General features: G+C 57.9%; 11 protein-coding genes. 8 read left to right on the top strand and 3 right to left on the bottom strand.

Annotation, left to right across the window (positions count from 1 at the left end; all coding sequences use genetic code 11):
• The first annotated feature begins 76 nt into the window (after positions 1-76).
• The 7 genes from B7E11_RS15820 (at position 77) to B7E11_RS15850 (ending at position 8,162) form a co-directional block, all read left to right on the top strand.
• Entirely contained in the window at positions 77-844 is a 768-nt protein-coding gene (locus B7E11_RS15820) for an SDR family oxidoreductase (protein WP_176220784.1), read from the top strand.
• Entirely contained in the window at positions 841-2,115 is a 1,275-nt protein-coding gene (locus tag B7E11_RS15825) for a nickel pincer cofactor-dependent isomerase, group 22 (RefSeq protein WP_080836345.1), read from the top strand. The genes B7E11_RS15820 and B7E11_RS15825 overlap by 4 nt, the downstream gene beginning before the upstream one ends.
• Entirely contained in the window at positions 2,112-3,632 is a 1,521-nt protein-coding gene (locus tag B7E11_RS15830; protein WP_080836348.1) for a gluconokinase, read from the top strand. Before B7E11_RS15825 ends, B7E11_RS15830 begins: the two co-directional genes overlap by 4 nt.
• Before the next feature lie 18 nt (positions 3,633-3,650).
• Positions 3,651-4,469 (top strand): ATP-dependent sacrificial sulfur transferase LarE, encoded by an 819-nt coding sequence (larE, locus tag B7E11_RS15835; protein ID WP_080836350.1) that lies wholly within the window; start codon positions 3,651-3,653, stop codon positions 4,467-4,469.
• A complete protein-coding gene (gene larB / locus B7E11_RS15840) occupies positions 4,466-5,146 on the top strand; it encodes a nickel pincer cofactor biosynthesis protein LarB (RefSeq protein ID WP_080836352.1) in 681 nt (226 codons plus the stop codon). The genes larE and larB overlap by 4 nt, the downstream gene beginning before the upstream one ends.
• Positions 5,143-6,570: a nickel pincer cofactor biosynthesis protein LarC gene (gene larC / locus B7E11_RS15845; RefSeq protein WP_080836355.1), complete on the top strand. Its 1,428-nt coding sequence runs from the start codon at positions 5,143-5,145 to the stop codon at positions 6,568-6,570. Before larB ends, larC begins: the two co-directional genes overlap by 4 nt.
• Positions 6,571-6,692: 122 nt before the next feature.
• Positions 6,693-8,162: a tagaturonate epimerase family protein gene (locus B7E11_RS15850; protein WP_080836358.1), complete on the top strand. Its 1,470-nt coding sequence runs from the start codon at positions 6,693-6,695 to the stop codon at positions 8,160-8,162.
• A gap of 588 nt (positions 8,163-8,750) precedes the next feature.
• Here the strand turns inward: B7E11_RS15850 and B7E11_RS29045 are convergent.
• The 3 genes from B7E11_RS29045 to B7E11_RS30320 all read right to left on the bottom strand — a co-directional run bounded on the left by B7E11_RS29045 (position 8,751) and on the right by B7E11_RS30320 (position 12,964).
• A complete protein-coding gene (locus B7E11_RS29045; protein WP_139787208.1) occupies positions 8,751-9,053 on the bottom strand; it encodes a hypothetical protein in 303 nt (100 codons plus the stop codon).
• 10 nt (positions 9,054-9,063) lie between these two features.
• Complete coding sequence (locus tag B7E11_RS15855; protein WP_139787209.1) at positions 9,064-9,981, bottom strand: transposase; 918 nt, start codon at positions 9,979-9,981, stop codon at positions 9,064-9,066.
• A gap of 517 nt (positions 9,982-10,498) precedes the next feature.
• Positions 10,499-12,964 carry a helix-turn-helix domain-containing protein gene (locus B7E11_RS30320; protein ID WP_245809744.1) on the bottom strand — a complete coding sequence of 822 codons (2,466 nt, stop codon included), beginning with the start codon at positions 12,962-12,964 and terminating at the stop codon, positions 10,499-10,501.
• A gap of 140 nt (positions 12,965-13,104) precedes the next feature.
• Between B7E11_RS30320 and B7E11_RS15870 the strand changes: the two genes are divergently transcribed.
• The gene (locus B7E11_RS15870; RefSeq protein WP_080836361.1) at positions 13,105-14,601 is read left to right on the top strand and encodes an extracellular solute-binding protein; all 1,497 of its coding nucleotides are present in this window, start codon (positions 13,105-13,107) and stop codon (positions 14,599-14,601) included.
• Positions 14,602-14,666: the final 65 nt, after the last annotated feature.

Genomic DNA, 14,666 nt, shown 5'->3' on the forward strand with positions numbered 1-14,666 from the left:
GGAATCGTTTCGGCTATGATGGCAATAACAACGTTGTTATTAAGCGCGTTCCAGTTGGCGCAATTGGGGGATGGACATGAATTTGTTTGATTTGTCGGGCACCGTTTCCGTCGTCATCGGCGGCAACGGCGTGCTGGGCGGAGCGATGTCGGAAGCGCTTGCGGGCGCGGGCTCCAAGGTTGCCGTCGTCGGCAGGGATATGGAAAAGGCGGAAGCCGTTCGCTTGCGCATCGCCGAAGCGGGAGGAGAGGCGGCGACGTTCGCGGCCGACGCCACCCGCGAGGAAGATTTGCGCGAAGTGCTTCGCCGGGTACTCGAATGGGGCGGACGCGTAGATACGGTCGTCCACTGTGCGGGCATGAACAGCCCGACTCCGTTTTTCGAGCTGAAGATGGAAGAATGGGACCGCATTATGGACGTCAACCTGAAGAGCGCGGTCGTCACGGCGCAAATTTTCGGCAAGCATTTGATCGACCAGGGCGAGGGAGGCTCGATCGTCAACATTTCCTCCGTGTCGTCCGATCCGCCTTTGTCCAAGGTGTTCACGTATTCCGCTTCGAAAGCGGGCATCAACAGCATCACCAAATTTCTCGCGCGCGAATTCGCCCCGCATAACGTGCGGGTGAACGCCATTATTCCGGGCTTTTTCCCGGCTGAGCAAAACCGCAAAATCCTGTCCCCAGAGCGGGTGCAGTCGATTATGGGCCACACCCCGATGGGGCGTTTCGGCAATCCGGAGGAGCTGCAGGGCGCGATCGTTTATCTCGCGTCGGCCAAGGCTTCTTCGTTCGTGACCGGAACGACGCTGCGGGTCGACGGCGGATTCGGGGCGATGACGATATGAGCGACATTTTGACGAAGCTGCTGGAAGGAATCCCGATTCCGAAAATGGTCCGCATTCGCCAAAAGTTCGCCGACGACAAGCTGGCGGACCCGATCGGCGAACTGGCCGCGAAGCTGCGCGCCGCCCCCGCGGCGGCCGTCAAGCCGGGGCAGAAGGTGGCGGTGGCCGTCGGCAGCCGCGGCGTCTCGCGCATCGACGAGCTGACGAAGGCGGTCATCGACGATTTGAAGCGCCAGGGGGCCGAGCCGTTCATCGTGCCTTGCATGGGCAGCCATGGCGGGGCGACGGCCGAAGGGCAGAAGGACGTGCTCGCGCATCTGGGCGTTTCCGAGGAGCGGATGGGCGCTCCGGTCCGTTCCTCGATGGAAGTCGTTTTGCTGGATCGCCTGCCGAACGGACTTCCGGTATACTGCGACGCCATCGCCGCCAAAGAGGCCGACGTCATTGTCGTCATCAACCGGATCAAGCCGCACACGGCGTTCCGCGGCAAGGTCGAAAGCGGCCTGCTGAAAATGATCGCGATCGGGCTCGGCAAGCAAAAAGGCGCGGAAGCGTGCCACCAGCTCGGCTTCAAGTATATGGCGGAAAACGTGCCCGCGATGGCCGAGGTGATGCTTCAGAAGCTGCCGATCATCTACGGCGTGGCCGTCGTGGAAAACGCCTACGACCAGATTTGCCGGGTCGAAGTAGTGGCCGCGTCCGAGATGCTGGAGAAGGAGCCACCTTTGCTGGAGGAAGCGAAATCCCGTCTTCCGCAAATTCTTTTTCCGCAAATCGACGTGCTCGTCATCGACTACATCGGGAAAAACATCAGCGGAGACGGCGCCGACCCGAACATTACCGGGCGCTATCCGACGCCTTACGCGTTCGGCGGCCCCGAAGTGACGAAGATGGTCGTGCTCGATCTTACGCCCGAATCCAAAGGCAACGCGAACGGCGTCGGCACGGCGGACTTTACGACGCAGCGGCTCGTGGACAAAACGGATTGGCCGGGCACGTACGCCAACGGCCTGACTTCGACCGTATGCGCGCCGACGAAGCAGGCGACGACGCTGCCGAACGACCGGGAAGCGATCAAAGCCGCGGTCAAGACGTGCAACATCCTCGATTACGAGCAATGCAGGCTCGTTCGTATCCGCGATACGCTGCATCTCGGCGAGATCGAGATTTCGGAGACGCTGCTGCCCGAGGCGCTGAAGCATCCGCAGATCGAAGTGCTGGAAGGGCCTTACGAGTTCGAATTCGACGAGGAAGGATATTTGCCGAAATGAGCGGAACGACTTCTTGCGTTTTGGCGGTCGACATCGGAACGACGAGCACGAAGACGCTGGCCATCGATTCGGACGGCAACGTCCTGGCGAGCCGCTCGCAGGGCTACCCGCTGCATACGCCGAAGCCGGGCTATGCGGAGCAGGACCCGGAGGAGATTTTCGAGGCGGTCGCGCGGACGATCCGGGACACGGCAGAGGCGGCGGGATTGCGGCCGGACCAGGTGCTGTGCGTTTCGTTCAGCGCCGCGATGCACAGCCTGATCGGGGTCGACGGCGCGGGAATTCCCCTCACGCCGAGCCTGACGTTCGCCGATCAGCGAAGCGCGGAGCAGGCGGACCGGCTCAACCGGGACGGCTCGGGGCTCGAGGTGTATTTGCGCACGGGAACGCCCGTGCATCCGATGTCGCCGCTCGTCAAGCTGATCTGGATGCGGGAGCGGCAGCCCGAGCTGTTCGCCTCCGTCCGCAAATGGATCGGCATCAAGGAATACGTGCTGATGCGGCTGTTCGGGCGCTATGTCGTCGACCATTCGATCGCCAGCGCGACCGGATTGTTTAACTTGCGGACGCTGGACTGGGACGAAGGCGCGCTCAAGCTGGCGGGCATCGCGCCGGAGCAATTGCCGGAGCCGAAGCCGACGACCTTCCGGCTGACCGGGCTCCCGGAAACGGCCGCGCGGCGGCTCGGCCTTGCGCCGGATACCCCGTTTGTCCTCGGCGCGTCGGACGGCGTGCTGGCCAATCTGGGCATCGGCGCGGCCGGGCCGGGGCTGTTCGCCGTCACGATCGGCACGAGCAGCGCCGTCCGCGCCATGGTCGGCGAACCGTCGCTCGATCCGCAAGGACGGCTGTTCTGTTACGCGCTCACCGAAGACCGCTGGGTCGTCGGAGGAGCCTCCAACAACGGCGGCATCGTGGCCCAATGGGCGGCCGAACGATTGTACCCGGGCCGGCCGATGGAAGAGGTTGTGCCGTTGACGGAATCGGTGCCGCCCGGCTCCAACGGCTTGCTCATGATGCCGCTGCTTTCCGGCGAGCGGGCGCCGTTCTGGGACGCTCACGCGCGGGGAACGTGGTTCGGCCTGACGCTCGCCCACAAGGAGGAGCATTTGCTCAAGGCCGGACTGGAAGGCGTCCTTTTTCAAATTCGCGCGATTCAAACGCTTCTGGAGGAACGCGCGGGATCTCCGGATCGGTTGCTCGCTTCGGGCGGATTTGCCCGTTCGGCGGCCTGGTGTCAAATGGCGGCCGACTTGCTCGGCGTTCCCGTCGCCGTGCCCGAAATCATCGAGAGCTCCGGGCTTGGAGCGGCGCAGCTCGGATTTTACGCCATGGAGGACGGCCAAGGGCCGCTGCTGCGCTGGCCCGGCACCGTTTCGCAAGTCTACGAGCCGAACCCGGAGCGCGCGAACGCCTACCGCGAACTTTTTCCGATTTATCTCGGATTGTATGATAAGCTAAAAGACAGCATGAAGGACCTTACCGGCTTTGAACAGCGGCAAGCGCTCCCGGGCTAAAAAGGAGGGACGGCTTCGATGGCGCAAGAGGCGGAGAAATATGAAAAGCTCCAGGCCATTTTGACCGAAATGGAGTCGGTGGTAATCGCTTTTTCCGGCGGGGTGGACAGCACGTTTTTGCTGAAGGCGGCATTGGATACGCTCGGTCCGCAGCGGGTGCTGGCCGTAACCGCCGACTCGGAAACGTATCCGTCCGAGGAACTGGAAGAAGCGCGCAGGCTGGCCAAGCAATTGGGAGCTTCCCACGAGGTCATCGAAACGTCGGAGCTTGCCATTCCCGGCTACAAAGAGAATAACGGCAATCGCTGCTATTTTTGCAAAAAAAGCTTGTTCGAGCATTTGACGCCATTCGTCAGCGGCGGGCGTTACCGGCACGTCGCGTACGGATTGATCGCCGACGACATGAACGAACACCGTCCCGGCATTCGCGCGGCCCGCGAGCACGGCGCGCGGGGACCGCTGCAGGAGGCGGGACTTTACAAGGAAGAAATTCGCGCCTTGTCCCGCCAGATGGGATTGCCCACTTGGGATAAGCCCTCCTTCGCCTGCCTTTCGTCGCGAATCGCCTACGGCGAAACGATCACGATGGAAAAGCTGACCCGAGTGGGGCAGGCGGAGCGTTTCGTCCGGTCGCTTGGCATTCGCCAGGTGCGGGTACGATCGCACGGCGACGTCGCCCGCATCGAGGTGGAGCCCCGGGATATGGCGCGCCTCGTCGAACGCGGCGCCGATATCGTCCGGGAGTTGAGAGAAATTGGGTATACGCATGTCGCAATGGATTTGGCGGGCTATGCGAGCGGAAGCATGAATCGGGCATTGGAGCGTGCGAAGGCGTGAACGGCGGATTCGAGGATATGGATTTTTGCAAGCTGGACGTAGCAAGAGAAGAACGAACCGGGCATCCCGAGGTCGTGTTCGGACCGGGAAAAACGGCGGAACAAGCGTCGGCCATATTCGCCAAGCTGGTGGAAAAGCACGGCCGGGCGCTGCTCACCCGATCGTCGTCGGAGATGGCAGCGGCGATTCTGTCCGCGTTCCCGGAAGCCAAGCATGACCCGAGGTCGGGGCTTGTCGTTTACGGAACGTCGCCCAGGCGGTTTCCCGGGAAGGTCTCCGTTCTTACCGGAGGAACCGGGGACATCCCGGTAGCCGAGGAAGCGGCCGGAACGGCCGAATGGATGGGCTGCGAAATCGAGCGCATCTATGACGTGGGCGTGGCGGGCATCGACCGGATTTTGGCCCAGCGGGACCGCATTCGGGAAGCGAACGTCGTCATCGTCGTCGCCGGCATGGAGGGAGCGCTGGCCAGCGTCGTGGGAGGCATGGTTCGCAGGCCCGTCATCGCGGTACCGACATCCGTCGGCTATGGCGCGCATTTTCAAGGCTTGACGCCGCTGCTCTCCATGCTGACCTCGTGCGCGGCGGGCGTATCCGTCGTCAATATCGACAACGGCTTCGGCGCCGGCTACAATGCGGCGATGATCCAACAACTGGCGGCGGAGGCGGCGCGATGAGCGACATGAAAACGACTCTTTATCTGGACTGTTTTTCCGGCATCGCGGGGGATATGACGCTGGCGGCGCTCGTCGACCTCGGGGCCGATCCGGCCTACATCGAATCGCATTTGCGCAAGCTGCCGCTAGATCCGTTCGCGATGGCGTTCGTGCCCGTCGTCCGCCGCGGCATTTCCGCCAAGCTGCTCAAGCTGACTTTTTCCGAGCCTGGCCATGAACCCGGTCACGACCATAGCCACGGACATGCGCACCATCACGGCCACGATCACGACCACAGCCACGGGCATGCGCACCATCACGGCCACGATCACGACCACAGCCACGGGCATGCGCATCACCACGGCCATGATCATGAACATAGCCATGATCACGACCATAGCCACGGACATGCGCACCATCACAGCCACGATCACGACCACAGCCACGGGCATGCGCATGCGCACTCGCACGACCATGAGCATCGCAAGGCGGCCGATATTCTCGCGATGATTTCGAACTCCGAGCTGCCGCCCCGCGTAAAAGAGCGCAGCCGAAGCGTATTTACGCTCATCGCAGCCGCGGAGGGTAAAATTCACGGCATCGATCCCGCCGAAGTGCATTTTCACGAAGTCGGCGCGATGGACTCGATCGTCGACATTATCGGCGTTTGTTTGGCGCTTGAGGATTTAGGGGTCGAAGACATCGTAGCCTCGCCGATTCCGACCGGCATGGGCAAAGTGCGGATCGCGCACGGACTGTATCCGGTACCGGCGCCGGCGACGGCCGAACTTCTTCGCGGCGTTCCGCTGGCCTCCTTTCCCGTCAGCGCCGAGCTGACGACTCCGACCGGAGCGGGCCTTGCGAAGGCGCTGGCTTCCGAGTTCGGTGCGATTCCCGAAGGGACGATGGACAGGATCGGGTACGGGGCGGGCAACAAGGACTTCGAGCATCCGAACGTGCTCCGGGCGATTTTGCTGAAGCGAACGAAGTCGTCTTCGCCAGGCGAGAAAGTCGTCGTCCTGGAAGCGCAAATCGACGACGCGACGGGTGAAACGATGGGCTATGCGATGGAGCGATTGTTTGCGTCCGGAGCGCTGGACGTGTTTTACGCGCCCGTATATATGAAAAAAAACCGCCCCGGCGTGCACGTCACCGTCATTTGTTTGCCGGTCGATGCCGATGCCTGTGAAACGACGCTGCTTAAGGAGACGACCACTTTCGGAGTCCGCAGAAGCGAGCGAACCCGGCGAATGCTGGAACGAAAGTGGCAGCAAGTCGAAACGCCTTTCGGCATCGTGCGGGTCAAGCTCGGCTACGAAAAAGATAAGCTGGTCCAGGCTTCGCCAGAGTTTGAGGACGCCGCGCAAGCGGCAAAAGCCTACGGGGTCTCCCTTCGTACGGTTTATCGGGAAACGCTGAAGCGATTCGGGGAGATCGACTCCTAAAAATAGATTTGTTGCAACTCCGGGGCAAAATGAGGGACGATAACGTCAATTAGGCATTTACCCCGGACTATTTTTCTAAATGAAAATAACAACGTTGTTATCATGAGAGGAGAAGGTTGGATATGGGAGCTCAATCGGTGATTGAACAAGTCGCGGCAGGAAATGCATATGTTTATCCTCGTTCCAAGCACGAACATGAAGGGACCAAGCTGCAAATCGTGAAGGCCGCCGATCGCAAATACATTTTGGCCGAAGGAAGCGGCAAGCTTTTCGACGAGCTTGAAGGCGAAACGGCAAACGGCGTCAAGCTGTGCGAGCTGTCGCATGCCAACCGTCTGGTCATTAACAAGTTTTTTCCGTTTACCGTTCCGCAAGCGTTCGGCAAGCAAAGCACGACGATCGGACTTGGAGACCGACTTGGCATTGCCGGACCGGGTCATTTGCAAACGGTAAAAGGCCGTGCGATCCATCCCATTCTGGCCCAGCAAAGCATTCGCGAGCTTGCCCTGACCGGCCGCGATTATAAGCAGGTCATCGACGCGGCTGCTTATGCGGCGCTTCAGGAAGGCTATACGGAAGGCTACGGCGCGGACGGGGACCATTTGAAAAAAGAAGAAGACATCCGCATGTCGCTCGATCTAGGGTTTACGATGCTGACGCTGGATTGCTCCGAACAAATCGACAACGCGGCCGCCCAAGCGGACGAAGCGGAAGTCAACCGCAAATACGAAGCTTTGCCGGAGGCCGTTCGCACCCATTATGAGTCCAACTATTTGAACAAAACGTTTACGGCAGGTTCGCAATCGATCCATTTCGACGCCGCTACGCTGAAACGCGATGTGCTCGTGTACCATGAAGCGATCGAGTTTATGGTTTTTATTTACGAAAAGTACATTAAAGCCGCCGACCGCGCCGTCGATTTCGAAATTTCGATCGATGAAACGCTGACGCCTACGGCTCCCGGATCGCACTTCCTCGTCGCTTCGGAACTGAACGCCAAAAACGTCGACATTTTCAGCATGGCTCCCCGGTTCATCGGCGAATTCCAAAAAGGAATCGACTATATCGGGGATCTCGCCCAATTTGAGCAGGAGCTGGCCGTTCACGCGGCGATTGCCGATCATTTCGGCTACAAGCTGAGCATTCACTCCGGCAGCGACAAATTCAGCGTGTTCGCGCTTGTCGGCAAATATACGAACGGCCGCTTCCACGTCAAGACGGCAGGCACGAACTGGCTGGAAGCCGTGCGGATCGTCGCTCGAACGAACCCGTCATTGTACCGCAAGATGCATCAATATGCTCTGGAGCATTTCGAAGAAGCGACGGCTTATTATCATGTCACGACAAATCTGGACAACATCCGGCCGCTGAAGGAAGTTACCGACGAAGAATTGCCGAAATACATGGAGGAAAACGACGCTCGCCAGCTTCTGCATATTACGTACGGCATCCTGTTGCAGGCCAAGCGGGAGGACGGATCCAGCCTGTTCCGCGACGAGTTTTTCCGAACGTTGAGCGAGCGGGAAGAAGACTATGCCCATGCGCTCAAAAAGCATATCGGCAAGCATTTGGATTTGCTCGGAGTCAAATAAACGGTTGAAACGGGTTAAAGCCTGAAGTTCCCCGAGCGGGGGCTTCGGGCTTTTTTTGGGGGGCCGGTCTCGGAGAGGTATGTTTCTCTTTTTTCCCCCTTACGACGGTATCCCGTTCACTCAGAAGTTCGCCAAAACGATTTTACCGCAAAAATTCGCTAGTCACGATCACCCTCACCAGAACGAATTGCCGCAAAAGATTCGCTAGTCACAAAATCATCACCCGGGACAAATTGCCGCAAAAGATTCGCTAGTCACAATCATCCCGCCAAGGACCAACTATTACAAGAATTCGCTAGTCGCGAAATTCCCGCCAGGACACATTGCCGAAAAAAACCGCTTGTTACGAAATCCCGTTCGCTCAGGAAATGAAACTGCGTTATTATTGTGCCTGAGGCAATCCCCCCACGGTAAGCAGAAACCCGATAATCGCAAAAGAAACGGAACAACCGTAGACGGTAATTAGCTGTAATATGGAATCGGAATAGCTTTTTGAAGGTAATTGGGTGTGAAACCGTTAAGGGCAACGGCAGCATGAGACCGTAATGGCTTATAGAAAATGATAATCCATGGCATGGAACTGAAAGGTCAATCGGCAGCGTGGAACCGTAGTGGCTTATAAAAGATAATCCACGGTATGAAAGCGGAATGGTTTATAGAAGATAATCGATAGCGTGGAATCGCAGTGGCTTGGCAGCAATTGGTGGCGTAAAACCGTAGCGGCATATAAAAGACATTCGGCGGCATGAAACCGGAACGGACATAAACGGTAATCGGCACCAGCATGAACATCGAACGTCGCATGGATGGAATCAAATCAGAATAAATCATTAGGAAGCTGACCCGTAAATAGGCCGAATCGTGGGCAAGAATCGTCAAATAGAGTTTCATTCAATTCAACTCAACTTGCAGATGGGAAGTAGGCGGGAGGAATAGCGGCAAGCGAGCGAACGTGCTTGCTCTTGCCGGGCGTCCCCGTCAAAGCCGGATAGGTGATGGTGGATCGCGTTGCGCAGTCGATTAACAGCTCGATGAAAATCATCCCCGCTTGCCGGTTCCACAAATAGCAAAAATGCTCCAGATACGCCTGCAGATGCTTGCTGCCGATGCCGCGAAATAAGTCCGCCAGCCAGTTTTCGGCGGTTTTGAAAATCCGCTTCAGCTTTCCGGAACGATAGCGCATGAGGCGCCAACGAAGATCGACATCGGCCTCCTCGTCTACCCATTCCTCCTCGAACCGATCCCGATCGGATATTTCGGGCGCCCGGCTGCGGGGCGTTTTGGGCTGCTTTTTGATTTTGATCCGGGACATCTCCTCGCAGAGGCCCACGCTGGCGCCGACGATCACGGGCTGTTCCTGCTTGTGCCCTTCTGCGGAGGCGCGGAATTTTTCGCTGTATATCGCGTTGATCATGCAGACGGTGCCGGTGAGCAGCTGTCCGTCCTCCGCTTGCCGCATGGCATGACGAATTTTGTGGCACATGAGCCAGCTTGTTTTATAGGTAACGCCGATCCGTTCGGACAATTGCACGGCATTGATATCGTCGGGCTGGGCATGCAGAAAAAGAGCCTGAAACCAGAGCCGAAGCGGCGTGCGGCTGCCCTCCATAATCGTGCCGACCGTAAGCGATGTTTGCTTGCCGCAAGCGCGGCAGTCGTATAAAGGAAGCCGGCGGGTGGAAGTGACGGAAGCGTGAGGATGCGCGCAGCGAGGACAGCGGAAGCCATGGGGCCATTTTGCCTGAAACAAGATCCGGATACAGTGGCTTTCATCGCGAACCAACTCGCAAAACTCCTCAAAGGACATCAGCTCGATCACGGCGCATTCCTCCGATTCGGCAACGGGATTGTTTTTTCTGATTCAATTTTACCAAACAAATGTTCTTATTTCAATAATAAATGCCAATAAAAGTCATTCAAAACTTCTCGAATTTCTCGCGCATGGACAAGAATCGGGCCGGTTACGAAGAGCAAAGGAGAAGCCGAATTATCTGAGCGAAGGGGATACCGTAAATAGGGAGTTAGAACGGGAGATTGGCTTTCGGAGCATCTGAGCCGACGGGATATCGTAATAAGGGAAAGAAATTTAAGATTAGACGACTCGAGGGTTCTAGAGGGCCAGGGAAGCTGAGGGAGCAGGAAAGCTGGGGAGCCCATCGCAGGGGGCTGGGAATCACAGGGAGCCGGGAATCGCAGGGAACCGGGGAAACGCGGGGGAGACGGTGAGACCGGGAACCGGGGAAACGCGGGGGAGGCGGTGAGGCTCGGAGCCGAGAAACCGTAGAGACGGGGAGCGAAGAAGCACAGAGGCAACGGGAACCCGCAGCCAAACGCCGCTACAGCGCTCGCCCGCCCCGGGATTCGCGGAACTGGCCGGGGGTAATGCCTTCCTGTTTGCGGAAGGAGCGAATGAAGTTTTGGGAATTGTTGTAGCGCAATTTGGCCGCGATGTCTTTGATCGGGATGTCGGTTTCGGCGAGCCATTTTTTGGCCGTTTGAAACCGGTAGGCGGTCAAATATTCGCTGAACGACCGTCCCGTTTCCTTGCGAAATACGCTGCTCAGGTAATTTGGATTGTAGTGGAGCCTCGCGGCGCATTCCTCCAGCGTCAAATCGGTATCGTAGTAGCGATGGACGAGATCGATGATTTTTTCGGAAATGTTGGCGTACTGCGCTTCCTGCCGGTCACGGAAAATGCGGAGCATCGGATGCACGACGCACGACCAAAACCATTCCTCGATTTCGGCGGACGTGTTCAGCTCCAGAAGATCCTCGTACAGCGTGCTCCGCTCCGGGTGAATGACGCTAACGGCAATGCCCGATTCCTGCATGACGACGAGCAGATTGTTCAATAGTCGGGTAAGCGGGATCTGGCACTCCCGAGGCGACGTTTCGGAGGCGAAAACGGGCACGAGAAACTGGTGCAGAAGCTCCTTCGCCCGGTCTTTGTCCGCCAGCTTGACGGCTTCGATCAGCTCGTTTTCGAGCTGGTGCGGGTAATGCAAGCTAAGGACGTGCTTGCCCGCGTTCAGGTGCTCGTATTGCACGATGATGCCGCCGCCCAGCTTGAGTCTTTGGCGAAGCGCCTCCAGTCCTTCGCGATACGCGTTGGACAGATCCTCGAGCCTCCGGAAAGGCAGGCTGATGCCAATGCTGACGGTCAGACGCAAGTAGTCGGCGATTTTTTTCTGCAATTCCTCGGTCAGCGCGATGATTTCCTCTTTAAATGAGGCCGAGTGGGCCGTTTTCGAAAATTCCGCCGCTCCCGCCGATGCCGGAGATGCCGAAGATGCCGCCGCTTCCACCGATTCCGCAGATTCAGCAGATGCCGAAGATGCTGCCGATTCCGGCGAACGCGAAGCTTCCGCCGATTCCGCGAGATACGTCCGGTCCCCCGCGCGGCCGCCGACGGTCAGCACGACCGTATGCTCGACGGTAACCGGGGCCAGGCGGCGTTCGGCGGGGATGATTTCCTCGATCATATTTTGGATGGCGAACAGGAGCAGCTCCGCGTCGCGCTTTTCGTAGCCGGTCGATTCGAGCGAATCGATCTGGAGAGTAAGCACCGCCTTCAGTTCCCAGTCGCGGATGCGCTCGCCGTAGCCGAAACGTTCGAGCTGATCCTCCAGTTCGCTCGGCTTGCCGCCGCCTTGGTACGCTTTCATTAAATAAAAGGCGGACACCTGGCGGATATGCCGGTGCACCTCTTGCTCCAGCCTCGATTTGGACTGGAACAAATGGCGCACCCGCTCGCCGATCACCTGGAATTCGTCGCTCCGGTTTTTCCGGCCGGTCGCCGCGCCCGCGTCCAACTGCAGCATAAGCTGTTGAACGGGAGAGTACATCCGGCGGGAGCCGATCCAGGCCAGCGAGAGCATGAACAGCAGCATGAATAAGCAGACCAGCAGCGTGTACATGCCGATTTTGTCCGATTCCTTGGTCAGGCTGCCGATCGACGTGAACGAGACATAAGTCCAATTGTTATATGGGGAGCGGTAATAAGTAACCGAGTAAGGCTGCTGATCGATATCCGCGCGGAACTGGCCGCTGTCTCCCGAGAATTTGTCCGTTTCGGCCAATCCGGCGGCTTCCAGCGGCTGCCCGATCAGCTCCGGATCCGGGTGCAGCAGCAGCCGGCCGTCCTCGCCGACGACCATGAGCCGGTCGTCCCGCTCCGCGTTTCCGCTCAAGAAATCCTGAAGAGCGCAGGCCGGAATGTTGGCGAGCGCGAGCCCGCTTTTATCCAATCCGTTGACCGGAAGCTTCTTCGCCAGACTGATGCTGTATCGGCATGGCGCGCTGCCCGCGTTTTCCTCGCTGTAAAACCAATCGGAAGGGTTCAGCATCCAGGCGCTGTCTCCGGAAGAGTCGACCAATTCGTCGATTTCGTCATAATGGGCATACTCGTCAAACCGGTAGAGCCCGGAATTTTTGACCATCCAGTTGTAATCCCGGTTGATGAGCACGACGTCCTCCAGCCGCGTATCGAAAGATTGCATGTGACGAAGTTCGTTTCTTAGGTTATCATAGAGCGTGAAATCGTTTACAGAAAGCGGGTTGCCCATCGCGCGTTTGAGCACGGTCGAGTTCAGCACCTGGTTCAGCGTGTGGTTGACAGTGACAAGAATTTGCTCTACATTGGCATTAATTTGAATTAATAGCTGTATTTTCCCTTTGTTGACGTGACTTTGAATTTCCCGGGACGAGGTGGCATACGAGAACAAGCCGATGAACAGCACGGGTAGCGTGCTCAGCAGAAACCCGAATACGGTAAGCTTGGTCAGAAAACTGGTAGAGCGCATCGGCAGCCAACACCTTATCTCGAATAAGTGATAGTTCCATTGTAGCCAGTCGGCCGGAACGGAACAACAATCATCTGATCAGGCGATAATCATTTCGTTGTTTTCGCGCGTTTTTCAAGGAATCGGGGGAGGAAACCTGGATGATCAAGCTACGGAAAATGGCGATTTTGCTGCCGATCGGCGCTTTGCTCGCGTCGTGCGCGATGGCGGCGCCGGCCGGGACGAAGCCGCTCGCGGAAGAACGGCCGGTGTTGACGGTGATGGCCCCGCTCCATTTTCCGCAAACGCCTTCCGAATCGCTGCTCGCCGAAATCGAGGACGGAACCGGAACGAAGCTGGAAATCGAATGGGTGCCGGACGGCATTTACACGGACAAAATGAATACGGCGCTGACGACGAATACGCTCAAAAAAGCGACGTTCGTCAAGCATACCGATTACATGTTCATGAAAACGGCGATCCGGTCGGGCGCGTTTTGGGAAATCGGGCCTTATCTCGACGAATATCCGAATCTACGGCGGCTGGACGAATCGATTTTGAAGCAGACCGCATTGGACGGGAAAATTTACGGCCTGTATACGGAACGGCCTTCCTCGCGGCAAGGCGTCATTCTCCGCGCCGACTGGCTGGAGAAGCTGGGGCTCAAGGAGCCGGGCACGATCGACGAGCTGTACGAGGTGATGCGCAGGTTTGCGCAGGACGATCCGGACGGCAACGGCATAAACGACACGTACGGTCTTACCGATCGCAACGATCTCGTATTCGGCGCGTTCAAGACGCTCAGCTCCTACTTCGGCGCGCCCAACAATTGGGGCGTGGAGAACCGTCGGCTTGTCCCGGAGTTCAAAACGCAAGCCTACATGGAAACGATGAATTTTATGAAAAGGCTTTATTCGGAAGGCATCGTCAATCCCGACTTCGCCGTGACCAGCAAAGAGAAGCAGCGCGACCTGCTCATTCGCGGCAAGGCGGGCGTTTACATCGGCAGCATGACCGACGTTCAGCGGCTGTCGGACGAAGCGGCGCTCGTCAATCCGGACGCCCGATTTACGGTCGTCAACCGGATCGAAGGGCCCCACGGTTATCGCATATGGTCGATTCCGAATTATAACGGCTTGTATTTGTTTTCCAAAAAGGCGATCAAAACGGAGGAGGAGCTGAAGCGGATTCTTGGCTTTTTCGACCGGACGATGGACGCGGATGTCGCGAACTTGATGAAGTACGGCCACGAGGGCCGCCACTATGTCAAAGACGGAGAGTTCGTGGTGCTGCCGCAGGAAAGCACGCGGCTTCGCGTCATGGAAGTGAATGCCCTGTATACGCTGATGATCGCGGATATGAGCAACCCGAATCTGATGAAAATCAAGGAGCAGGAGTCGCTGACGGAAATCGCGGAGCGGCTTACCTCGGACAACGAGAAGTTCATCGTTCGCGATCCGACGGTCAGCCTGGAGTCCGTCACGTACGACGAGCGAAATGCGGAGCTGAACAAAATCATATCAGACGCGACTTACAATTATATCTTGGGCCAGCTGGACGAGGCGGGGTTCAAAAAGGAAATCGAGCGCTGGAAGCAAAACGGAGGCGATCAAATTATTAAGGAGTTTACGCAAGGCTATTTCGGCTCGGCGAAATGAACGGCGAATCGCGGAAACGAATGGCGAGCGGGGCCAAACAACGGTGCGGCGAACCATCGGACGGT

Source organism: Cohnella massiliensis, assembly GCF_900169535.1.
GTDB classification, from domain to species: Bacteria; Bacillota; Bacilli; order Paenibacillales; family Paenibacillaceae; genus Cohnella; species Cohnella algarum.

Bases quoted from the DNA above. Each gene is read 5' to 3' on its own strand.
- B7E11_RS15830 (WP_080836348.1), top strand. From the start codon at position 2,112: ATGAGCGGAACGACTTCTTGCGTTTTGGCGGTCGACATCGGAACGACG.
- larC (WP_080836355.1), top strand. From the start codon at position 5,143: ATGAGCGACATGAAAACGACTCTTTATCTGGACTGTTTTTCCGGCATC.
- B7E11_RS15870 (WP_080836361.1), top strand. From the start codon at position 13,105: ATGATCAAGCTACGGAAAATGGCGATTTTGCTGCCGATCGGCGCTTTG.
- B7E11_RS30320 (WP_245809744.1), bottom strand. From the start codon at position 12,964: ATGCGCTCTACCAGTTTTCTGACCAAGCTTACCGTATTCGGGTTTCTG.
- B7E11_RS29045 (WP_139787208.1), bottom strand. From the start codon at position 9,053: ATGAAACTCTATTTGACGATTCTTGCCCACGATTCGGCCTATTTACGG.
- B7E11_RS15825 (WP_080836345.1), top strand. From the start codon at position 841: ATGAGCGACATTTTGACGAAGCTGCTGGAAGGAATCCCGATTCCGAAA.
- B7E11_RS15850 (WP_080836358.1), top strand. From the start codon at position 6,693: ATGGGAGCTCAATCGGTGATTGAACAAGTCGCGGCAGGAAATGCATAT.
- larE (WP_080836350.1), top strand. From the start codon at position 3,651: ATGGCGCAAGAGGCGGAGAAATATGAAAAGCTCCAGGCCATTTTGACC.
- B7E11_RS15820 (WP_176220784.1), top strand. From the start codon at position 77: ATGAATTTGTTTGATTTGTCGGGCACCGTTTCCGTCGTCATCGGCGGC.